Here is a 22116-nt window from a genome sequence, read left to right as displayed (position 1 = left end):
ATAGGAAATAAGGTGAAAGCTGAAAGGCGAAAGCAGAAAGCTATACAGGTTTTTTATAAAAAAAATGCTCAAAACACACATTATCATATTTCGATAAAAAGCTTTCCGCTTTCGCCTTTCAGCTTTCAGCTCCAAAACCTAACTTTGCCCGCAAATCCTGAATATTTTGCAAGAACAACGACGGATCATATTAATATCCCTGATTACAGGCACCGTCCTGATGATGGCAAAGTTCGGGGCCTATTTTCTGACAGCCTCCAATTTTGTACTGACCGATGCCGCTGAAAGCATCGTCAATGTGTTGGCCAGCTCATTTGCTTTTTTTAGTATTTATCTGGCTTCGCAGCCGCGCGACGCTAATCATCCTTATGGACACGGTAAGGTAGAGTATTTCTCCGTATTTATAGAAGGTGCATTGATAGGCATAGCGGCCATCACGATTATTATAAAGGCTGTTTACGGATTATTTTACCCTGGTAATATCCATTCGTTGGTGACGGGTGCTATCATAATTGGTGCGACCGGATTGATCAACGGATTATTAGGTTATTACATGATCCGTAAAGGCAAATCTCTGCCCTCTATGACTATAGAAGCTGACGGTCATCATCTCCTTACTGACATGTTTACCAGCGGGGCGTTAGTTGTTGGATTGTTACTGATTAATTTTACCAGGATCTTATGGCTGGATAGCGCGTTATCTATCGCAGTAGCGTTATATATTCTATTCAGCAGTTATAAATTGGTGCGTAGATCAGTTTCAGGACTGATGGACGAGGCCGATTTTGATATGGTAACCAAAGTGGTTAGTGTATTAAATAATAAAAGACGAGATCCCTGGATCGATATACATAATTTTCGTGCACAGAAGTACGGTAATGACCTGCATATTGATTGCCATTTAACTCTGCCTAATTACCTTGACCTGATACAAGTACATGACGAGGTGAAGAGGGTAGATGAGCTGATCAATAAACAGGTAACAAAAACGGAGTTGTTTATTCACACCGATCCCTGTGTGCCTCAATGCTGTCATTATTGCCGCATGCCGGATTGCCCGATACGGTCGGAAGCAAAAACTGAAGATATAACCTGGACACTTGAAAAGGTGATCCGCAATAAAAAACATTTCGAATAATGTATCCATTCAATGTACGCGTATATGGTTTGCTGATCAATGACCGTAATGAGATACTCATCAGTGATGAACAGGAGTATGGTATGCGTTTCTCAAAATTTCCGGGCGGGGGATTAGAACATGGCGAAGGGTTGATCGACGGTTTAAAAAGGGAGTTTGTTGAAGAATGTAATGTTGAAATAGAAGTACTGAGCCATTTTTACACGACCGATTTCTATGTTAAATCAGCTTTTAATGATTCGCAGATCATCAGTGTATACTATATGGTGAAAAATATCATCCCTCTGAATTTGGCATTTAAAACTACTGTGTTCGACTTTGATAGCGAAGGCGAAGTGCTGCAATCTTTTCGATGGGTGAGTATGAATGATATAACCCATGAAGACGTAACCTTTCCGATAGATCAACATGTAGTAAAACTTTTAATAAATAATAAATGAGTCTGGTAGAGAGAGATTTAAAAGTTATATGGCACCCATATACTCAAATGAAAACGGCTTTGCCACCTGTGCCAATAGTACGCGGTGAAGGAGCTTGTTTGTATGATGAAAATGGTAAACGCTACATCGATGCGGTATCATCATGGTGGGTAAATATACACGGGCATGCTCATCCTTATATTGCTAAGAAAGTAGCTGAACAGCTAAATAAATTGGAGCATGTAATATTTGCTGGCTTTACACATGAGCCTGCGATAGAATTGGCTGAACGGCTCTTAGCCATATTACCCTCTAACCAGCAAAAAGCATTTTATTCAGACAATGGATCAACTGCGGTTGAAGTCGCAATAAAAATGTGCTTGCAGTATTGGCATAATCAAGGTGTTAATAAAACTAAAATACTGGCCTTCAAAAACGCCTATCACGGCGATACATTTGGTGCAATGGCTGTGAGCGGTAGGAGTGCTTTTACTGCTGCTTTTGATAACTTATTATTTGAAGTTGAGTTTATCGATACGCCAAACGAATCAAATATTGAAGGTCTCAAATCTCACATCTCAAATCTCAAATCCGAACTAAGCTGTTTTATCTTCGAGCCCTTGGTTCAGGGATCTTCAGGCATGGTGATGTATGAGGCAAAGTACCTGGATGAATTGATGGCACATTGCCGAAAAGAGAATGTTCTATTAATTGCAGACGAGGTATTTACCGGCTTTGGCCGTACAGGAAAACGTTTCGCCTGCGATCATGTATTGGTTCAGCCGGATATTATGTGTTTTTCCAAAGGATTAACAGGTGGCACAATGGCCCTGGGTTTAACTACCTGTACCCAACAGATTTTTGATACCTTTTTGTCAGAGGATCGTTTAAAAACCCTGTTTCATGGCCATTCTTATACGGCAAACCCGGTAGCGTGTTCAGCGGGCTTGGCTAGTCTCGACTTGTTTTTAGATCCATCCACTCAGCAAAATATTGATCGCATTGCGAATTCACATAAACGGTTCGTTATAAAAATCAAAGATCATCCAAAGATCCGGGCAACACGACAAACAGGAACCATCCTGGCGATGGAATGGGAGACAGGATCAAATACATCATACTTTAGCTCATTGCGCGACCGTCTTTATCAATATTTTCTTGAAGCTGGCATTATACTCAGACCGTTGGGCAATATTATCTATATTTTACCTCCATATTGCATCACCGACGAGCAACTCAATTATATTTACGCCAAAATTGAAAGTGCACTTGACGAACTTTAGCAAATGGAATTCAATAAACTACTATCTGCCATAATTAATAACGACCAGCTTCACGCACGCTGGCTGAATACGCTCTCGCTAATGGAAAATACAGGCGCCCGCAAAATATCGGCCTGTGAAGATCCCGAAACGGTTACCTATATTATACTAAAACACGCGGCTGAAGAACATCGTCATGCTTTTTACCTGAAAAAGCAGATCGAAAAAGTGAAGTCGTATTGTCCGACATATAGGAGCGACTACCTGATCGCACCAAAAAGCAGCAAATATTACCTCAATCAATTAGATGTTGATGTTTGCAGATACTTGAAAAAAGAGTTAGGCTTATCCGGTAAAGAATTGCGTTTTGCAGCTTATCTGTTGGTTACTTATGCTATAGAAGTTCGGGCAGATGAGCTTTACCCGGTTTACCAGGAAGAATTGGATAAAACAGGCAGTAAAGTTAATGTAAAATCGATTATTCTGGAGGAAGAGGGCCACCTGGAGGAAATGATCAACCAGCTAAAAACCTTTTCACCCAATTGGCAATTACATGCTGATAAAGCAGTTGAAATGGAAACCCGGTTATTCAACCAATGGGTAGATCAATTAAATAAGGCAGTAGCTAACTGATCAATAGAGACCAATAAAAAAAGCGATCCGATTTTCGGATCGCTTTTTTTATGATAATGAGAAGGATTAATGGCCTCCACTCATAGCTTTTAAGTCATCCAGTGTGATCTTATCAAAATCCCCTGCTATCGCAAATGTACCCGCCGGAGCCTTAGTATCGGTAATACCTGTAACGGTCACATTTGAGGTTTGCCCCTGGCTAAAACTTGTATACTGAATTGGCACTCCTCCAATAGTCGAATAGAAGTCAGGTATAACACTAGGAGGCAGCGTTACATCATTGGTTATCCACACATCGTAAGTCTTATTGGTCTTGGTATCTGTTGCAACAATTTTCTTGCAATTGAAACCTGATATTTGCTTAGTTTCAGTAGTAGGAGCATAGGTGAATTTTGGCAATCCGGCCATCGCCTGTTCAATTTCATCCGGGTTAGCAATAGCCGCTTTCTTTATAGAAGCTACAGCTACATCAACTAGAACAGCGAAGTAAGTTCTTTTAGCATTTGACAATATTCTAATATTGGCTGGTCCAGCTGCGAATGTGTATGCAGAAGAATCAGGGGTGAAATAAATTTTACCATCAATTGGCTGACCTCGCATATCAGAGCTCAAGGAAATTGTACCTTCAGAGTAGGTTTTTTGCGCATTTGCGCTTAATGCTACTACCGATAGCGCGATACCAAGAGCTGCGCTTAAAAATTTAATGTTCATACTTTGGATTTTATTTAACACAATTTAGATATTAATTGTATTGGGTGCAAATGTTTTGTTAATTTCTCAATTAGATGATACCACCATTGATTTGTTACGCAATAATGTATTATAATTGACATGTTGCGTCTTTGCTTCTTCCTGCAGCTTGTTAATCAGGTAGCTTGAATTTGTATTATCGATAATTAAGGATTTATAGTCATAATTTTTATTAATAAAAGCAAGGCCGGCTGAGGCGGAAGAACCCGCAACGTACAGATAATCGGTCTTTAATTTTTGAGGCAGCTGCATTGCCGATAGTTGTTTATTAAAAAGCAATAATCGTTTATCTTGAAATTGCAGGTAGTTATTTTCTTTCAAAAAATAGGATAAGCGAATGTTTTTATCGGGAGATAGCAATTGAACACTTTCAATCTGACTGCTATCCAAATAAGGCTGGATAGAATAGTGAAAAGTTTTATCAGTGTCAGACAAATCTGTTAATACTACCGCATCATTTCCTTTCTTAAATGCAATTCCCGTGTGTTTTCTTAGGCTCAGAAAAGCGATTTGATTGGATTGAGAGTTATTCCATCTTTTATAACTAACGTTGATTGCCAATAAAAGCGTACATGTAAGGCTCAACCTGAGCGACCATATTTTGCGGTCATACAAAAAATAAAATACAGCGATGATAATAATATAAAGCAACAGATATTCCACAGGTGTGATCCATATTTTATTGATGCTGGAGTAGGGGAAATGCTCTATTGCCGATAACACTCTGTCCATTAATAATATTGATTTCTCCAATATCCATCCCAAAGCAGATGAAACAAACGGAATATCAGGCATAACCAGGTAAGCCAAGCCAGCGATCATAATGAGTTCAGAAGGGATAATGATAAACAGGTTGCTGATCAAAAAGTAAACCGGGAACTGGTGAAAATAGTAGGCACTCAACGGAAATGTAATTACCTGTGCAGCAATGGATATGGAACATGCTGCCCATAATTTGTCGAGCCATTTGTTATCAATATTTATCCATTTATAAACTATCGGCTGGAATATCACCAGTCCTGCTACTGCCAGATAGGATAATTGAAAACCGACATCGAGAATAAAATAAGGGTTGTATAGCAGTAAACCAAAAGCTGAAATAGCCAATATATTTAAAGTATTAATATACCGGCTATAAGTTTTGCCGATAATGATCATGGATATCATAACTGCAGCCCGGCAAACAGCAGGCGAGAAGCCTGTAAGCAATGAATAGTACCAGATAATGATGATTACCAGTACTGCTTTAATAGTTTTACCATACCTAAACCTATTGAGAAAACCCAGCATGAAATCCAGTACCAGGAAAAGAATAGCCACGTGAGCGCCTGAAACCGAAAGTACATGGATAGTGCCTGTCTTGGAATAGGCCTGCAATACATCGTTACTCAGATCGGCTTTGTAACCTAATATTAAGGTTGATGCCACGGTGACAGCTTCTGGAGTATACATATGCCGTTTAAATTTCTCCACCAGTCGCTGCCTTAACCCAAGCGAATAAGAAATCAATCCATTGCCTTTGCTTTTTGCGATGACATAATATTGATGTGCATTTAAAAATACCTGGTAATGAATGTTCTGATTGGCAAGGTATTGCTTATAATTAAACTCAGCCGGGTTATATGGCGGATCGACAGGATGATAATTGGCAGGTATTAATAATTCATCGCCATAATATAAGTTCCTGGCTGCGTTGTCTTTTATGGTGATCAGCAAATTGCCTGATGTTGAAGTTGCTTTTCTGTTTTGGAGATTATTTTCAACGGTTGCTGTAAATTTCAGCAGGTCGCTATTTAGTTTTGGCTCATTACTAATCTTCACTAAAAGGTAATCCGCGGGTTTTTTTGAGAAACGATCTTTGTCGTTTAGCTCGTTGTATTTTAAAGTGGCGGTCCAGCCTAAAAGGAATAGTATGCTGTAAATCAGCGCTCCTCCCGTCCATTTGAACTTATGGAGATTGAACTTTTTATAAAGCAGGTTCAGGCTGATAAATAAAACGATCAAGCCTGAGAGTATAATTGTAAGAGCTGTTGTAAAGGAAAATACAGGGAACCAAATGCCCGAACCGATTCCGGCTAAAAAAGGGAGAAGCAGTATTGCAAACGGGATTTCGCCTTTATGAGCGGCTATCATATCAATTTTACAGGTTCAGGTACAGACAAGGTCAGTACAGTATCCGGAAATAAAGATATGATTTCAAAGAGAAAACTCTTAAAATTAACGAGGATTTATTAAGTACCAGGAATTTTAAGTCCTCTCCCCTGGAGAGGATTTAGGTGAGGCTGACGGCTTTATAACTGTTCGCGAACTTCCAGCAGAAATTTCTTAATGCTCTCAAGCGAATCGATCACACGCTGATGGTCTTTAGACTCATCCATATTCTTTTTCAGATGTTCGCGTGCGCCGTTAATGGTATAGCCTTTATCTCTAACTAAATGGAAAATAATCCTTAGATGCTCGATATCTTCGGGAGTAAAATAGCGGTTGCCTTTTTTATTCTTTTTAGGCTGTAGTACGTCAAATTCTTTTTCGTAAAATCTGATCAATGACTGGTTTACATCAAAAATAGCAGCCACCTCACCCATGGTGTAGTACATTTTACTAATCTCGTGCTCTTTGTAAGGCATAGTCCAAAATTAATTTCAATTTTTCTTTTTAACGCATATTAACATTATAATGTTCCACAAATTGCAAAATGTGGAAAAGTTTTACTCTTGTTAACACCTGTAAAGTGCTCATTCTCATGATAAACTTGTTTCTGGCGCTGTTTTCGCACTTTGAAGCGAATAATTAACTTTGCGAACTATTTAACATTTCATGACTTCTTCAGAGATACGTAAGGCTTTTTTGGATTTTTTTGTTTCCAAAGGTCACACCATAGTGCCATCGGCTCCAATTGTTGTAAAAAACGACCCGACGCTGATGTTCACCAACGCCGGGATGAACCAGTTTAAGGACATTTTCCTGGGCGAAGCACCGGCCAAATACCCTCGTGTGGTTGATACGCAGCGTTGTTTGCGTGTTTCGGGCAAGCATAACGACCTGGAAGAAGTGGGTATCGATACTTACCATCATACCATGTTCGAGATGCTGGGTAACTGGAGCTTTGGCGACTATTTTAAAAAAGAAGCCATTGCCTGGAGCTGGGAATTGCTGACCGAAACATTAAAAATTGATAAAGAACGCCTTTATGTAACCATTTTTGAGGGCGACGAAAAAGAAGGACTGCCTAAAGACCAGGAAGCCTACGATTTTTGGGCATTGCATATTGCCCCAGAGCGCATCCTGATGGGTAACAAAAAGGATAACTTTTGGGAAATGGGCGAAACTGGTCCATGCGGTCCATGTTCGGAGATCCATTATGATAACCGTCCTGCAGATGAGCGTGCTAAAGTGCCCGGTGCAAGTTTAGTGAACGGCGACAGCGACCAGGTGATTGAGATTTGGAATAATGTATTCATGCAGTTTAACCGCTTGAAAGATGGTTCATTACAACCACTGCCTGCCAAACATGTGGATACAGGTATGGGCTTTGAGCGTTTGGTGCGCGTAATACAGGATAAAACCTCGAATTACGATACAGATGTTTTTCAGCACCTGATACAGTTTATCGCTGAAAAAAGCGGAAAGAAATACAATGCCGCAGCCAAACCGGGCGAAGAAGGCTGGAATGAAGCTGTGGCCATGCGTGTATTAGCTGACCACGTTCGTGCTGTGAGTTTTACGATTTCCGACGGACAGTTGCCATCTAATAATAAAGCCGGATATGTAATTCGCCGGATTCTGCGCCGGGCGGTAAGGTATCAATATCAATATTTGGGTCTAAAAGAGCCTTTTCTCAATACATTGGTGCCACTTTTGGCTGAACAGTTTAAAGGCGTGTTTGATGAGTTGTGGAACCAGAAGGATTTTGTACAGAAGGTCGTTTTGGAGGAAGAGGTTTCATTTTTGAGGACACTTGGGAATGGTTTGGAAATTTTTGAAAGTTATTTGCGCGGTGTTTTAGCATTTAATCAATCTAATATTCTTGAGTATCATAAAAAAGAACAAGATTTTAATATTGAGCCTCCTAAACGTCAGATTGATGGCGCAACAGCATTTAAGCTTCAAGATACTTATGGATTTCCCATTGATTTGACAGAATTAATGGCTAGAGAAAATGGCTTATCAGTCGATATGGAAGGATTTAATAAATCTCTTGAGGAGCAAAAGACCCGTTCCCGTGTCGCTACCGCAATCGATACTGGCGACTGGGTAATTGTAAAAGACGAAGATACTACCGAGTTCACTGGCTACGATGAAACAGAAACCATAGCCCATGTTGTAAAATACCGCAAGGTAATTGCAAAAGGTAAAGAGCAATACCAGATCATGCTGGATAAAACGCCATTCTATGCCGAAAGCGGTGGCCAGGTAGGAGATATCGGTGAGTTAGTTTTCCCGGATGGAGAAGTTATTAATGTAACAGATACCAAAAAAGAAAATGCGCTTATCGTGCATTTTGTAGATAAGCTGCCATCTGAAGATGCTATTGATGATGCACTGACTGCCATTGTTGATCCCGCGAGACGGGCCAATATCATGAGCAATCACTCGGCTACACACTTATTGCACGCAGCGTTGAAACAGGTATTAGGAAGTCATGTGAACCAGAAAGGCTCATTGGTAAACGATGAATACCTGCGTTTCGACTTCTCGCACTTTGCCAAAGTAACCGATCAGGAATTGGCGCAGATAGAGGCTATTGTGAATCAGAAGGTACGCGAGAATATTCCATTGAAAGAAGATCGCAACGTAGCTTACCAGATTGCCATCCAAAGCGGGGTAACAGCCTTATTTGGCGAAAAATATGGGGAGTATGTACGTGTGATCACGTTTGATGATAGTTTTTCAAAAGAGCTTTGCGGCGGAACGCATGTAAAGGCAACAGGCAATATTGGTTATTTCAAAATCATTGCTGAAAGTGCTGTAGCTGCCGGTGTTCGCCGTATTGAGGCAATTACCGGTATCGGCGCTGAAAATTATATTAATCAGCAAAGCATCCTTATCGATCAGCTGAAAGAATTGCTGAAGAATCCGAAGGATATCGGCAAAAGCATCGAAAGCCTGCTGGATGAAAACAGTAAGCTAAAAAAGGAGATCGAAAAATCGGTTCTTGAAAAATCAGCCGGATTAAAAAATGAGCTGGCTAAGAAAGTTCAGAATATAAACGGCATCAACTTTATTGCCGGAAAAGTTGCTCTGCCCAATGCCGATGCTGTTAAGAACCTGGCTTATCAATTAAAAGATATCGTCAATGATCTTTTCCTTGTTCTTGCAGCTGATTTTGATGGCAAGCCAAACATCACCGTAATGATCTCCGAAAACCTGGTGAAGGATAAAGGTCTGAATGCCGGCAACATTGTCCGCGAGCTCGCCAAAGAAATACAAGGCGGCGGTGGCGGTCAGCCATTCTTTGCAACAGCAGGCGGTAAGGATATCAGCGGATTAGATAAAGTATTGGAAAAGGCTAAGAGCTTTATTAAATAATTCCAGTATAAAGATTTGACAACTTTTTAAAAGTTGTCAAATCTCATTCTTGCAAATCTCACGCCTTAGATTTTGCTTCCAGCGTGAAAGAAATTGGCATAGTATACTGAACCCTTACTTTATGACCGTTTTGAATTCCCGGGTTCCATTTAGGTGATAGTTTCATTACCCTGACAGCCTCTGCTCCGCAGCCTGCTCCCGGATCACGCAGAATTTTAAATGTACTGAGAGAACCATCCTTCTCCACTATAAAGGAAAGAAAAACCTTGCCCTCTATTTTTTTATTCTTTGCTTCAGCAGGGTATTTGATGTTTTGTTGCAGAAATTTATAAAATTTATCTACTCCCCCCGGATAGTTTGGTACATGTTCAACCTCGCTAAATACCTTGTCATCCTTTTGCTGTGGGAAAAGAGTTGCCTTTTCTGATGGAGTTAGTGCTTCATTCTTAATTATACTGGCTGAAGAAAGCGTCAGCATTAAAGCAAACAAAGGCACAGCGAGCAGATATTTTAAAAGTGCACTTTTTTGCGATTTATTTTTTTGGATCATCATAATGCGTTGTTTTAATAATTTTTGATTAAAAAATGGGTTAACTAAATTGTTTATAGGTGTTTCAAACGTTTGACTAAATAAAAGCATAGCATACTCCTTTTTACCGCCCGAAAACTTGAGTGCGCCTTCGTCGGCAATAAATTCGTGTACATCCTTCAATTCTTTCCTGAACAGGTACACCAATGGGTTAAACCAGTTGAAAATGATTACGAGTTCCATCAATATCACATCAGCAGAATGCCATTGTGCAGCATGGATATTTTCATGCTCACAGATAAATTGATTGGTTGAATTACTCTCGCTGAGATATATTCTCTTAAAAAATGAATAGGAGGATTGATCACTGGAGTTAAATATGATCTTTTTAACTGCCAATAACCTGATGAGCAGATGTAAGGTCAGGATAATTATTCCAATCAAATACATGCATGAGAGAAATTGGAAAAATGTAAAATGTGATTCCCCTGTTTGTTTAGACGCGAATATGTCAATTGGTTTTGCTATCACCGAGTATTTGATTTGTTCTGCAATAACAGATTGTCCGAACCAATCGGTATGAATAACCGGCAGGATAAACGATAGTAGTAACGCCGACAATAAATAAACCCTATTTATCTGAAAAAATGTTTCTTTCTTCAACAGAAGAACATATAACCCAAAGAATGCACTAAGGAATAAGTTGGCTAAAACTATATATTGCAGTGTGTCCATAATCTCTAAGGTTTGTAATTAAGTTTTTAGTTATACTAAGTTAAGAAGTAGAAGTGATATTTTAAACTAAAAAATTAGTTAATAAGAGTACATTTTTATAATCAACTGTAAGTCAGATAAATTATTTCTTAAAGCTCGCCGTTTGATAGCAAATTTTCGCTCTGTCCGCTTTTCTTTAAAAGCTTAAAATGCGAATAAATAGCCTGATGCAGGGGATAGGAACGATAGTTCAGATCATATTCTTCTGCAAACCTTTTGATTAGGGGAGTAATATATGGATAATAGGTGTGGGCCACCGTTGGGAATAAATGGTGAGCGACATGATGATTAAAGCCGCCAAATATCAGGTTGGCAAAGCGACTGTGTGTACAAAAGTCCTTCGTTGCCGATACCTGGTAAGCCGCCCATGTGCTGTTGATCGCTCCCTGATCATCCAATTGAGGGAATTGTGCATCTTCATCGGCATGAGTTGATAGTAAAGCCATAACCCCAAAAGCACTGGCTGCAAAATGCATAGCGAAAAATGCCGTCAGGACAATATACCACGGCTGTTCCAAAATAATGACCGGCAGGCCGATCATCAGGAATAAGTTAAGCAATTTACAGGCAAACAGTTTAAAGTATTCAATTTTCGGTATGGTTGTCACCCGTTTGAGGTAGTTGTCCGCTTTGCAAAAAAAATCTTTAAAGTCACGTACAAACAGCCAGTTAAGGGTATAAAAGAAATAAAGCGGCCACATATAAATGTGCTGATAGCGGTGAAAGTTATACCATTTGCTTTGTGGAAATATCCTGACAAGATCGCTTTGTTTCACGTCAATATCCCAGTTTTGCACGTTAGGATAGGGGTGATGAAGGAGCAAGTGTCTTTTCTTCCATATATAACTGTTGCTGCCAAATAATTCCAGTACATATACAAACCATTCGTTATAAGCCTTTTTCTTGAAAACGGCCCCGTGCGCAGCATCATGAAAAGCATTCAGAAATACAAGGATCATGCTAATGCCTGTGGCCATATAAAAGAAAAAAAGCAGGTAGATGTTATCTCCGAAAAACAATATTGAACTATAGCACAGGAAATAAAGAGCAAGAAAAAGCACAGCTTTAAACACAATACGGTTTTGAATACCATGGTTGTTCACTATGGTTTTCTGAACTTGTTTGTTCAGTTCCTTAAAAAAATCTGTATTATCCGGTTTGCTAAATACGGGCTTAACCGGGTTATCTATATCGGTATACATTTGTTTGCGTTTTGTGATTACTCGTATAATAAAAACCGGGAAAATTCCATATGGTTTTTTGTGTCATTTAACATCAGCAGGAAAGAATGCTTTATTTCCTATCTATTTTATAGTTTTAACTATATTTGGCGCTCACCATCAATTTGGTGTTAAATATTGATCAAGAAACTCTATCGGGGAAGATGAAAGACAAATATGAGCTGGTGGTAGGATTGGAGGTGCACGCTCAGTTATCTACATTAAGCAAAGCCTTTTCTTCGGATTCAGCAGCATTTGGAGCCGGTCCTAATGAACATATCAGCGCTATTTCGCTGGGGCATCCGGGTACTTTGCCACGCATTAATAAGCGTATGGTGGAGTATGCTGTTAAAATGGGCCTGGCTTGTAATTGCACCATCAATCTGAATAATAGCTTCGCCCGCAAAAATTACTTTTATGCTGATCTGCCTAAAGGTTATCAGATCACCCAGGATCAGGCGCCGGTATGTTTGGGCGGATATGTGACTGTACGTCTGTCAGACGGTTCACAAAAAGAGATTGCCATTCATCATATTCATATGGAAGAAGATGCCGGCAAAAGTATGCACGACCAGCATCATGCAGATTCTCTCATCGACCTGAACAGGGCAGGGGTACCGTTGATTGAGATCGTATCGGAACCCGATATGCGCACCAGCGAAGAAGCTGGGCAATACCTGACCGAGATTCGCAAGTTACTTCGTTACCTTGATATCTGCGACGGAAATATGGAAGAAGGCAGCATGCGCTGCGACGCCAATATATCGGTGCGATTAAGAGGAAATATCGTTTATGGCAACCGTTGCGAGGTAAAAAACCTGAACTCTATCCGCAATGTTCAGCGCGCTATCGATCATGAGTTTGAACGTCAGGTCAAGATAATTGAAGCAGGCGGCCATATTGAGCAGAATACGCTAAACTTCAATGCAGATACCGGCGAGACTTCTGTTTTACGTTCAAAAGAAATGGCGAATGATTACCGCTATTTCCCAGAGCCGGATTTGCAGCCTTTATCCCTTGATATGGAATATGTAAATAGGATAAAGGAAAGCTTACCGGCATTGCCGAATGAACTGTATGATAAATATATAACAACACTTGGCCTGCCTGTTTATGACGCCTCAGTTATCACTGCCGAAAGAGATGTCGCTTTGTATTTCGAAGAATTGATAAAACATACTGAAAACTATAAAGTCGCCTCTAACTGGCTAATGGGGTCAGTAAAATCATACCTGAATGAAAATGGCATAACTATTACTGAATTCGCCATAAAACCTGCTAATTTAGCCGAACTAATAGCGTTGATTGAGACTGGTAAGATCAACAATTCAGTAGCATCGCAAAAGTTGTTCCCGGCTATGATTAATGACCCGGGGAAAGAACCGGAGCAGTTGGCTAAAGAACTAAACTTGTTGATCACTGCTGATGTTGATGATGTATATCAATTCATTAACGAAGCCATAGCTAAGTTCCCGGATAAAGTGATTGAATACCGGAAAGGCAAAAAAGGCGTTTTGGGATTGTTTATGGGCGAGATCATGAAGCGATCAAAGGGAAAGATCGATCCACAGAAGACCAACCAGTTATTGATAAAAGAATTAGAATCGAAATAAGGTAGATATGAGATATTAGATGTGAGATATGAGACAAGAAATAACAATTCTTGATCTAAGCATTATCTCAAATCTCATATCTCACGTCTCAAATCTAAAAAAGCATGAAAAGAAGCTTAATATATTGCGGTATTGTTGGATTGATTGTTGCAATCAGTTCTTGTAAGGATAAGTCTACATTTACGATTTCCGGCAATATTACTAATCCCGGACCTGTAAAGAAAGTGTACCTGTTCCAGGCTGATAGTGCGGGTTTGACAATGGTTGATTCCACTAACCTGAGCGAAAATGGCAAGTTTGAATTCAAACGTTCATCACCTTATCAAAACTTGTTTGATATCCGTACTGGAAAGACTGCAGTATTTGATGTGATCGCTAAAAATGGTGATGATATCGATTTCTCAACTGATCTGGCAGATACTTCCAGAAAATATACGATTAAAGGCTCTGATGATTCACAAAAGATCCAGCAGTTCAACCAGATAGATAATGTATATAACAAGCAAATTGCCATTTTAACAGAGCAATACCGTGAAGAAGCCCAAAAAATAGGTCATGAGTCGGATTCACTTATCAAAGTATATCGCCCGAGGCTTGAAAAGTTATTAGGAGATCAAAGCCAGGCAGTATTAAAATTTGCCAATGATAACAGCAGTTCGCTTGCCGGGTTCTTCGCTATCACTGGTGTTGACCCCAATAAATATGAGCAACAACTGGTTGCTTATGCGGATAACATCCAGGCAAAAAATCTTTTTGGCGATAATCCCGCCGTAAAACGTTTTGTGCGTAATATGATGGAAGTGAAGCCAATCTCGGTAGGTCATAAGGCTCCAGATTTTACTACAATGGGTCTTGATGGTAAACCGGTAAAGCTTTCTGATTATAAAGGCAAATATGTATTGGTTGATTTCTGGGCATCATGGTGCGCACCTTGCCGCCAGGAAAATCCAAATGTGGTAAAACAATATGCAGCCTATAAAAGCAAAGGCCTGAATATATTGGGTATCTCTCTGGATGTTGATAAAGACAAATGGCAACAAGCAATCAACCAGGATAAATTAACATGGAACCACGCCTCTGATTTAAAGAATTTTGAAGGTCCGACCGAAAGACTTTATCACGTAAATGCTATCCCGTCAAACTTTATGATCGATCCACAGGGAAACATTGTGGCAAAGAACATCACGGGCAGCGATCTTGAAGATTTTTTAAACAAAACGTTTAATAAGCCTCAATAATAAGTTAAGAAAAGGTAACACTTAACAATTTGTTAACAACTACGTAACCATTTGCTTTTTTTAAGCTTATATATTTATCCAAAATTTGTAATATGAGCACATCTACGAAGCAAAAGATTCTTATTGTTGATGACGAACCGGATATTTTAGAGCTGATAGAATATAATTTAAAGAAGGAAGGGTATCAGGTTTATACCGCAAGAAATGGCCAGGAAGCCGTTTCTGAGGCTAAAAAAGTACTTCCGGACTTAATTGTGCTGGATATTATGATGCCGAAAATGGATGGTATTGAAGCTTGCCGCATCATGCGTACCATGCCTGAATTCAAAAATACTTTCATGGTGTTTTTAACCGCCCGCAGCGAAGAATATTCAGAAATTGCCGGTTTTAACGTAGGTGCCGATGATTACATCGCAAAACCTATCAAGCCACGCGCTTTAGTTAGCCGTATAAATGCAATATTAAGAAGAAACGCTCCGGCTGAAGAAGTAACCGATAATAAACTGGAAATAGGCGGCCTGACCATCGACCGGGAAGCTTACCTGGTTTACCAGAAGGGTGATAAGGTTGTTCTGGCCAAGAAAGAGTTTGAATTATTATACCTACTGGCTTCAAAACCCGGAAAGGTTTACACACGCGAGGTAATATTGAAAAATATTTGGGAAGATTCGGTAGTGGTAACCAACCGTACTATCGATGTTCATATCCGTAAACTGCGCGAAAAACTGGGAGATGATATCGTCTCGACAGTAAAAGGCGTCGGATACAAATTCGAAGGATAACAAAAATGCCCCGGTTACGGGGCATTTTTGCTTTAATGTAATTTAAGCAACTGCTTTCTTGGTAGTAGCAGCTTTCTTTGCTGCGGATTTCTTCACAGCTGTGCTGGCTGCTTTTGCTTTCTTTTCTATCTGTTTAGTTTTATCTGCCGCTTTGGCTTTTACATCGGCTACAGCTTTTTTAGTTTTCGCGGTTTCATCGGCAGCTTTAGCTTTGATCTCTTTAACTTTGGTATTGGCTTTAGTCTTCACATCGGCTGTCGCGGCTGCCGCTTTAGTCTTTACAGTTTTTGCTTTGGCAATAACGTTACTTTTCGCTGCGGTTGTTTTCCTCGCAACCGTTTTCTTTTCGGCGGTAACTTTATCTTTTATATGTTCTATCGTGTCGGCAGTTTTATCTTTTACTTCTTCGGCTGTATCTTTCGTGCCTTCCCATAGGTGCTCGATTGTTTCTTTGACCTTTTCGAAAAATCCCTTTTCTTCAGGTCCGGTTGAATTTGTGTTCATGTTTTTGTAGTTAGATGTTAATGTTTTTCACTTAGTTAACCATTGGTTTGCCGTGTTTGTTTGGTTTAAGGTTATCAGTCACTGGTTAACCAGGCTATTGCCATTTTTTATAGGGTGTCGCTGATTAACTAATCACCGGTTAACTGATTAACTAACAAAACCGTATTTTTGCCCGCTATGAAGTTTCCGAAGTTTGCTGATTTGATATTGTTTGAGAATGAAGATGTGATCGTGGTAAATAAGCCGCCTTTTTTAAGTTCGCTGGATGAACGGGAAGGCGGAGAGATCAATTTGCTGCGTATGGCCAAAGCTTATTCGGACGATGCGCAGATTTGCCATCGTTTGGATAAGGAAACTTCAGGCGCACTGATCATCGCTAAAAACCCGGAAGCTTACCGCACGGTTTCCATACAGTTTGAAAAGCGTCAGGTTAAAAAGGTATATCACGCAATTATTGAAGGAACCCACGTGTTTGAAAATTTGCTGGTGGATTTGCCAATATTGAATGTCGGTAAGGGAAATGTAAGCATTAGCAGACAGGAAGGCAAACGTGCTGAAACCTGGTTTCAATCGTTAAAATATTTCAAACATTATACATTGGTTGAGTGCCGCCCGGTAACAGGCCGCATGCACCAGATTCGTATTCACCTGGCATCACAACGCGCTACTATTGCAGGTGATGAAATGTATCGCGGTAAACCTGTTTTCCTGTCGGAAATCAAGCGTAAATATCATTTAGGCAAAGATCAGGAAGAGCAACCTATTATGAAGCGTTTTGCTTTGCATGCTTACGAGGTAAGTTTTAAGCTGTTGGATGGCAAGGAAATAACCATTCATGCGCCTTATCCAAAGGATTTTGAGACGTTGTTGAAGTTGTTGGAGAAATTTGATGCCTAATATTTAAAAGCTTTGTCAGTCTGAGCTGGTCGAAGACTATGCGGGCAATGGCCTTTACGCACCGCACTTCGAGAGCCTCAGTGTGACACCCTTTGTTTAATCCTTTTCAAACAATAAATAATGCTGTATCGGCAAAAACTCACCATCTTCAACTAACCGGAAGCCATTCGCGCTCAATTCTTTATTAACCTGTTTCACGGTCATTTTATGCAGTGGTTTAATATCCACTTTGGGGTCTTCAGCTTTATATTCAAGTAACAATAGTTTGCCTTTGGGTTTTAATGATTTTCGGATACTTTGGAGCATTTCGTGCGGATAATTCAATTCGTGATAAACATCAACCATCAAGGCAAGATCGATACTATTTTCAGGTAACTCGGGTGATTTCTCATTGCCTTTCACTACGATCACGTTCATTGCAGCTAATTGTCCTGCTTTGTTTTTCAGGTAGTTAACCGCGTCATCCTGTATTTCTTCTGCGTAGATTTTTCCTTTAGTTATTCGATTATAGATTTTGAAGGTGTAATAGCCAGTCCCCGCCCCAATGTCAGCCACAACACTGTTCTCGTTTATCGGCATTTTGGATACAGCTAAGTCTGAGTTTTCATCAATCTGGCGACTGTTGCGATCCAGCCATGATGATCCGCTGAAATCCATAATGTGCGCTATCTCACGCCCATAATAACATTTACCAATACCACCCTCAGAGGCGGTTTTATAGGTATAAATGCTATCATTTTTCTGTTGCGGTTTTGGGGTTGAAACGGAACAGAGCAGGGGTATCAACAACAAAAAAGCCGATCCGATTTTAAGCATAATAGCTTAACATGGATCGGCTTAATAAGTTTATAAAATTATATCAGGTGGTGTAGCCTAACAGCTTCAGAACCTGTTTGCTGTTTTGTTCTTCTCCAAATACCTCAAAGTTAAATGTCTCATCCCTGTTACGGCGGACCAGTACATGCTTAGGCGATGGCAGTAAGCAATGGTGAATGCCACCATACCCGCTCAAAACTTCCTGGTAAGCGCCTGTATTAAAGAATCCCAAATATTGTACCTTACGGGTTTTTGGCATAAACACACTGTTCATGTGCGCTTCCTGGTTGTAGTAATCCTGGCCATCGCAGGTTATTCCGCCCAGGTTCACACGCTCATATTCTGAATCCCAGTTATTTACAGGTAACAAAACGTATTTTTGATTCAAGGCCCAAACGTCTGGTAAATTGGTGATAAATGAACCATCCAGCATCAGCCATTTCTCGCGATCATTTTGTTGTTTACGGCCAAGAACTTTATACAAAATGCCCGAGGCTTCGGCACAGGTATATTTTCCAAATTCGGTAATAATATCCGGCTCCTCCGTATCGTTATCGGCACAAATTTCTTTGATACGGCTTACGATCTCGTTGATCATGTATTCATAATCAAAATCGAATACAAGCGAGTCTTTAAAAGGCATACCACCGCCAATATCCAAAGTATCCAGATCAGGGTTGATCTTTTTGAACTTGCAGTACAGCGTCACATATTTCTCCAACTCATTCCAGTAATATGGCGTATCAGAAATACCAGAATTAATAAAGAAATGCAATAGCTTTACTTTAAAGTTCGGGTTTGGTTCGATCTTGTTATAATAGAAGTCGATAATATCTTCCAGACGGATGCCCAAACGCGAAGTATAAAACTGTGAGTTAGGTTGCTCTTCAGCCGCGATACGGATACCCAGGTTACAAGGTGTATCCATCTCGATCTCATCATCGTAAATGTTAAACTCTTCCTTGTTATCCAGTACCGGGATGATGTTTTTAAAACCATCATGCAGCATATCGACGATGTACGTTTTATATTGAAAGGTTTTAAAACCATTGCATATAACGGTGATATCTTTGGTTACAACGCCTTTTTTCTCAAGTGAGTCAATCATCGGCATATCAAATGCGGATGATGTTTCTAAGTGGATATCATTTTTTAAAGCTTCTTCAACGATATGCCTGAAGTGCGAGCTTTTGGTACAATAACAATATTTATAGCTGCCACGATAATTGTTTTTAACAATCGCCTGCTGAAATAACAGTTTAGCCTGCTGTATCTTTTTAGATACCATAGGCAAATAAGTGAAACGAAGCGGCGTGCCATACGTTTCGATCATCTCCATCAAATTCAGATCATTAAAGTATAATTCATCATCAATGATCTCGAAACCTTCCTGCGGGAAACCTACACTTAAATCAAGAAATTCCTGGTAACTCTGCATTCTTTAAAATTTTGCCAAAAATGTAATTTTTTAATGGAATATTGACATAATTTTAGCGTTTAAAATATTTTTAATAAATATTTTACTTTAACATCATATTCGGTTAAAAGTCTTATTAGTCGTGCGGTAAATGCACTTCGGCCATCATGCAGCGGGTGCTACCTCCGCCATTATTTTCTATAGTGCTGATATCGGAATAAACGGGGTTACTAAACGAACTTAGAATAGCCTTCTGCTCATAATTTAACGAGTCCCAGGCACTTTTTGACATCACCAGCAAACTCTCTTCATCTTTGTTTTGAACCTCAAGCATATTGCCTGCAAAATGGTTCATCTGCTCAAAGGAAATAGCAACAATTTGTTTTTGGGTTGATTGAAGGGAATTAATGACATTCTGCTTTTCGCTCTCATCTTTTATACTATCCAGACAAATAACAGCATAACTGCTACCAATGCACATTAAAACGTTGGTATGATAAATATCCATGCCATTCTGGTCGACTGCATGGAAAAGAACAGACCAGTAACCACTGTCTTTACAAAACGCCTCAAGGACATCCTTATCGGTTCGAGGTGACAAGCAAGCATAAGCTATTTTATTTTCACGATCCAAAACCATGCTGCCCGTTCCTTCCAGGAATTTGTTTTCATGCTCAAAATGGCTCAGGTCGATGACATGCTTTACCTTAAACTCATCTTCCAACTGCATAATAATATCCTCCCTGCGCTCCAATCTGCGATTTTCAGCCATCATCGGATAAAGGAAAACAGTACCGTCATTATGGAATGATACCCAGTTATTCGGGAAAATGGAATCAGGAGTATGAGGTTCAATGGTATCATCAATTACGATCACTTCAACGCCGTTCTCGCGCAGTATATTGACAAATCGATCAAATTCTTCTAAAGCTTTATCCTGTACACGTTGCTGTTCAGCATTACGGTTCTGAAAAGCATTGCTTCCGGCAGTTTGTTCGTTAAACACAAAGTTTACCGGGCGGATCATTAATATGGTGGAGGTGGTTTGTTGGTTCATAGTTCATAGATAATGGTTCATGGTTGATAGTTGCAGTTTCTATGAACTGTCAACCATGAACTATTTACTTATAATATTTTATCCCTCAACAGTGGCATACTCATACAATGGAAACCACCGCGGGCACGAGAAAGTTCTGACGAAGGCATTAATATTAAGGTATCTTTCATTTCATGCGGATCGATCTCGCCATTCTCAAACTTTTGCAGCAGATCAGCCACTTTTACAATCTCAAATCCTTTTTTGCGGAATGCTTCTACCGTTTTATCATTGCGGTCGTAGCCTAATACCACGCCTTCTTTTATGGCCAGTAAGTTGCATGAGTCGGTCCATTGTTCGCGGGCATCAAAAGGGAATTTATCATTGCCCGAATAAATGAACTTGGTTTTTTTGCCACTTTGCAGATCATTCTCGCTGATATCGCTCAATAACTCTTCAAGGCTTTTGAAAATTCTTGGTTTCGATTTCCCGTTTTCAAATTGAATAATGTCCGTCCTGGCTTTTTGCTTTTTCTCTGAGAACCATTTTACTACGTTAACATCTTCGTGTGTATCTTCCAAAGCTGAAAGCGAACCCAACATCACCCACACATGGCGTTTTACCTGCGTAAATATGGTATCGACGTGCATATAATCCCGCTTATGCGGAATTTTTACAATGGTTACTTTCTTCACTACATCGTTCTCAAAAAGCAGCTTCATCGCTTCGTTAGCACCGCTTACCGAGGTACGCTCGCTACAGCCGATCAGTAAATGATCCGGACTTACCATCATCACATCGCCGCCTTCAAGTGTTGTTTTTTCATCCTGTTCTTCACCAGGGCGCAGAAAATGGTGTACGGTTTCAGGTATTTCCAGAATGTTGTCTTTATATTTAGCAAATAGCGGGTGATTAAAGAAAATATATCGTGCTAGTAAGGTTTCTCTTGCACGGGCTTTTTTTGCAGGCTTGTTCAACAGCATATAGTCATTGATCGCTATGCCGATATCTCTTGAAAATATCAGGTTTGGGATGGGGGCAAAGATCATTTCATCATTACCTAAAGAGCCAGAGATAAATATTTTGGCCAGCTCAATAGGTTTAGTATTGATCAATTTTTGCTGTAGCCTATAAGTACAGCCCTCGATGGCACACACAGAAGCCACTAGCTTTTTACGGATATCATCTTCAATCAAAATATCAGCCAGCAAATTCTGTATTTCTACCACTTTGGTTGAGGCATGGAAACCTTCATTATCAGGTTTGAAAAAAGCACGATCATGCTCTTTTGAGTCGATTTCTTTCAATCTGCCTTTTATTTTATCAGGATCAAGGAAATACATCAGCAGCTTCACATAGTAATCATACTCGTTGCGGCGCATCGTATCGAGGTGCACAATGTCTTCAAATAGCCAGTCTTGTGCTTTTGATGGCACTACTTTTCCTAATCCACTGTCTGGGCTATGTATCAGCAGGCAACGGAGGTCGCCTATTTCGGATGTTACATCAATACGAAAATCGTTGTTCTTTTTGGTCATAAAAAATTATGAGAAGAGCAA

Annotated in this window: 19 protein-coding genes; 9 read left to right on the top strand and 10 right to left on the bottom strand. The window is 39.9% G+C overall.

Annotation, left to right across the window (positions count from 1 at the left end; all coding sequences use genetic code 11):
- Positions 1–166 precede the first annotated feature (166 nt).
- Genes VIM89_RS17990 through VIM89_RS17975 form a run of 4 tightly spaced genes read left to right on the top strand, consistent with a single transcriptional unit; the run spans position 167 to position 3452 of the window.
- Positions 167–1138, top strand: a complete 972-nt coding sequence (locus VIM89_RS17990; RefSeq protein WP_488157568.1) for a cation diffusion facilitator family transporter — start codon at positions 167–169, stop codon at positions 1136–1138.
- The gene (locus VIM89_RS17985) at positions 1138–1578 is read left to right on the top strand and encodes an NUDIX domain-containing protein (protein WP_488157567.1); all 441 of its coding nucleotides are present in this window, start codon (positions 1138–1140) and stop codon (positions 1576–1578) included. The genes VIM89_RS17990 and VIM89_RS17985 overlap by 1 nt, the downstream gene beginning before the upstream one ends.
- Complete coding sequence (bioA, locus tag VIM89_RS17980) at positions 1575–2840, top strand: adenosylmethionine--8-amino-7-oxononanoate transaminase (RefSeq protein ID WP_488157566.1); 1266 nt, start codon at positions 1575–1577, stop codon at positions 2838–2840. Before VIM89_RS17985 ends, bioA begins: the two co-directional genes overlap by 4 nt.
- A gap of 3 nt (positions 2841–2843) precedes the next feature.
- Positions 2844–3452 (top strand): hypothetical protein, encoded by a 609-nt coding sequence (locus tag VIM89_RS17975; protein ID WP_488157565.1) that lies wholly within the window; start codon positions 2844–2846, stop codon positions 3450–3452.
- Between the two features lie 66 nt (positions 3453–3518).
- Here VIM89_RS17975 and VIM89_RS17970 read toward each other — a convergent pair whose 3' ends face one another.
- The 3 genes from VIM89_RS17970 to VIM89_RS17960 all read right to left on the bottom strand — a co-directional run bounded on the left by VIM89_RS17970 (position 3519) and on the right by VIM89_RS17960 (position 6829).
- On the bottom strand, positions 3519–4163 hold the full coding sequence (locus VIM89_RS17970; protein ID WP_488157564.1) for a hypothetical protein: 645 nt from the start codon (positions 4161–4163) through the stop codon (positions 3519–3521).
- Positions 4164–4229: 66 nt separating this feature from the next.
- Positions 4230–6335, bottom strand: a complete 2106-nt coding sequence (locus VIM89_RS17965) for a ComEC/Rec2 family competence protein (protein ID WP_488157563.1) — start codon at positions 6333–6335, stop codon at positions 4230–4232.
- Positions 6336–6493: 158 nt separating this feature from the next.
- On the bottom strand, positions 6494–6829 hold the full coding sequence (locus VIM89_RS17960) for a MerR family transcriptional regulator (RefSeq protein WP_488157562.1): 336 nt from the start codon (positions 6827–6829) through the stop codon (positions 6494–6496).
- 190 nt (positions 6830–7019) lie between these two features.
- Here VIM89_RS17960 and alaS point away from each other — a divergent pair, with 190 nt between their 5' ends.
- Entirely contained in the window at positions 7020–9731 is a 2712-nt protein-coding gene (gene alaS / locus VIM89_RS17955) for an alanine--tRNA ligase (protein ID WP_488157561.1), read from the top strand.
- Positions 9732–9789: 58 nt separating this feature from the next.
- Here alaS and VIM89_RS17950 read toward each other — a convergent pair whose 3' ends face one another.
- Together VIM89_RS17950 and VIM89_RS17945 are read right to left on the bottom strand one after the other, a co-directional pair.
- Entirely contained in the window at positions 9790–10995 is a 1206-nt protein-coding gene (locus VIM89_RS17950; protein WP_488157560.1) for a TonB family protein, read from the bottom strand.
- Between the two features lie 128 nt (positions 10996–11123).
- Complete coding sequence (locus tag VIM89_RS17945) at positions 11124–12236, bottom strand: fatty acid desaturase family protein (protein WP_488157559.1); 1113 nt, start codon at positions 12234–12236, stop codon at positions 11124–11126.
- A gap of 182 nt (positions 12237–12418) precedes the next feature.
- Between VIM89_RS17945 and gatB the strand changes: the two genes are divergently transcribed.
- The 3 genes from gatB to VIM89_RS17930 all read left to right on the top strand — a co-directional run bounded on the left by gatB (position 12419) and on the right by VIM89_RS17930 (position 15887).
- Positions 12419–13867 (top strand): Asp-tRNA(Asn)/Glu-tRNA(Gln) amidotransferase subunit GatB, encoded by a 1449-nt coding sequence (gene gatB, locus VIM89_RS17940; protein ID WP_488157558.1) that lies wholly within the window; start codon positions 12419–12421, stop codon positions 13865–13867.
- 104 nt (positions 13868–13971) lie between these two features.
- On the top strand, positions 13972–15105 hold the full coding sequence (locus tag VIM89_RS17935; protein ID WP_488157557.1) for a redoxin domain-containing protein: 1134 nt from the start codon (positions 13972–13974) through the stop codon (positions 15103–15105).
- Positions 15106–15197: 92 nt separating this feature from the next.
- Positions 15198–15887 carry a response regulator transcription factor gene (locus VIM89_RS17930; RefSeq protein ID WP_488157556.1) on the top strand — a complete coding sequence of 230 codons (690 nt, stop codon included), beginning with the start codon at positions 15198–15200 and terminating at the stop codon, positions 15885–15887.
- Between the two features lie 42 nt (positions 15888–15929).
- Here the strand turns inward: VIM89_RS17930 and VIM89_RS17925 are convergent, their stop codons facing one another.
- The gene (locus VIM89_RS17925; protein ID WP_488157555.1) at positions 15930–16391 is read right to left on the bottom strand and encodes a hypothetical protein; all 462 of its coding nucleotides are present in this window, start codon (positions 16389–16391) and stop codon (positions 15930–15932) included.
- A 177-nt stretch (positions 16392–16568) separates the two neighbouring features.
- Between VIM89_RS17925 and VIM89_RS17920 the strand changes: the two genes are divergently transcribed.
- Positions 16569–17288, top strand: a complete 720-nt coding sequence (locus tag VIM89_RS17920; RefSeq protein ID WP_488157554.1) for an RluA family pseudouridine synthase — start codon at positions 16569–16571, stop codon at positions 17286–17288.
- Positions 17289–17384: 96 nt separating this feature from the next.
- On the opposite strand, the gene VIM89_RS17915 is transcribed toward VIM89_RS17920, so the two are convergent.
- From VIM89_RS17915 to VIM89_RS17900, 4 genes are all read right to left on the bottom strand, one after another.
- Positions 17385–18104, bottom strand: a complete 720-nt coding sequence (locus VIM89_RS17915) for a class I SAM-dependent methyltransferase (RefSeq protein ID WP_488157553.1) — start codon at positions 18102–18104, stop codon at positions 17385–17387.
- A 43-nt stretch (positions 18105–18147) separates the two neighbouring features.
- Positions 18148–19542, bottom strand: a complete 1395-nt coding sequence (locus tag VIM89_RS17910; RefSeq protein ID WP_488157552.1) for a type III PLP-dependent enzyme domain-containing protein — start codon at positions 19540–19542, stop codon at positions 18148–18150.
- A 115-nt stretch (positions 19543–19657) separates the two neighbouring features.
- A complete protein-coding gene (gene ctlX, locus VIM89_RS17905) occupies positions 19658–20578 on the bottom strand; it encodes a citrulline utilization hydrolase CtlX (RefSeq protein WP_488157551.1) in 921 nt (306 codons plus the stop codon).
- A gap of 68 nt (positions 20579–20646) precedes the next feature.
- A complete protein-coding gene (locus VIM89_RS17900) occupies positions 20647–22095 on the bottom strand; it encodes an arginine deiminase family protein (RefSeq protein WP_488157550.1) in 1449 nt (482 codons plus the stop codon).
- Positions 22096–22116 lie beyond the last annotated feature (21 nt).

Origin of the sequence: Mucilaginibacter sp., assembly GCF_036568825.1 — a bacterium.
GTDB lineage: Bacteria > Bacteroidota > Bacteroidia > Sphingobacteriales > Sphingobacteriaceae > Mucilaginibacter.
The sequence above is the reverse complement of the archived record's forward strand: the minus strand, read 5'-3'. Positions and strand labels throughout refer to the sequence as shown.

Coding starts and splice junctions, on each gene's coding strand:
- VIM89_RS17925 (WP_488157555.1), bottom strand. CDS start 16,391: ATGAACACAAATTCAACCGGACCTGAAGAAAAGGGATTTTTCGAAAAG.
- VIM89_RS17915 (WP_488157553.1), bottom strand. CDS start 18,104: ATGCTTAAAATCGGATCGGCTTTTTTGTTGTTGATACCCCTGCTCTGT.
- gatB (WP_488157558.1), top strand. CDS start 12,419: ATGAAAGACAAATATGAGCTGGTGGTAGGATTGGAGGTGCACGCTCAG.
- ctlX (WP_488157551.1), bottom strand. CDS start 20,578: ATGAACCAACAAACCACCTCCACCATATTAATGATCCGCCCGGTAAAC.
- VIM89_RS17930 (WP_488157556.1), top strand. CDS start 15,198: ATGAGCACATCTACGAAGCAAAAGATTCTTATTGTTGATGACGAACCG.
- alaS (WP_488157561.1), top strand. CDS start 7,020: ATGACTTCTTCAGAGATACGTAAGGCTTTTTTGGATTTTTTTGTTTCC.
- VIM89_RS17935 (WP_488157557.1), top strand. CDS start 13,972: ATGAAAAGAAGCTTAATATATTGCGGTATTGTTGGATTGATTGTTGCA.
- VIM89_RS17975 (WP_488157565.1), top strand. CDS start 2,844: ATGGAATTCAATAAACTACTATCTGCCATAATTAATAACGACCAGCTT.
- VIM89_RS17920 (WP_488157554.1), top strand. CDS start 16,569: ATGAAGTTTCCGAAGTTTGCTGATTTGATATTGTTTGAGAATGAAGAT.
- VIM89_RS17945 (WP_488157559.1), bottom strand. CDS start 12,236: ATGTATACCGATATAGATAACCCGGTTAAGCCCGTATTTAGCAAACCG.
- VIM89_RS17900 (WP_488157550.1), bottom strand. CDS start 22,095: ATGACCAAAAAGAACAACGATTTTCGTATTGATGTAACATCCGAAATA.
- VIM89_RS17960 (WP_488157562.1), bottom strand. CDS start 6,829: ATGCCTTACAAAGAGCACGAGATTAGTAAAATGTACTACACCATGGGT.
- VIM89_RS17910 (WP_488157552.1), bottom strand. CDS start 19,542: ATGCAGAGTTACCAGGAATTTCTTGATTTAAGTGTAGGTTTCCCGCAG.
- VIM89_RS17970 (WP_488157564.1), bottom strand. CDS start 4,163: ATGAACATTAAATTTTTAAGCGCAGCTCTTGGTATCGCGCTATCGGTA.
- bioA (WP_488157566.1), top strand. CDS start 1,575: ATGAGTCTGGTAGAGAGAGATTTAAAAGTTATATGGCACCCATATACT.
- VIM89_RS17985 (WP_488157567.1), top strand. CDS start 1,138: ATGTATCCATTCAATGTACGCGTATATGGTTTGCTGATCAATGACCGT.
- VIM89_RS17950 (WP_488157560.1), bottom strand. CDS start 10,995: ATGGACACACTGCAATATATAGTTTTAGCCAACTTATTCCTTAGTGCA.
- VIM89_RS17965 (WP_488157563.1), bottom strand. CDS start 6,335: ATGATAGCCGCTCATAAAGGCGAAATCCCGTTTGCAATACTGCTTCTC.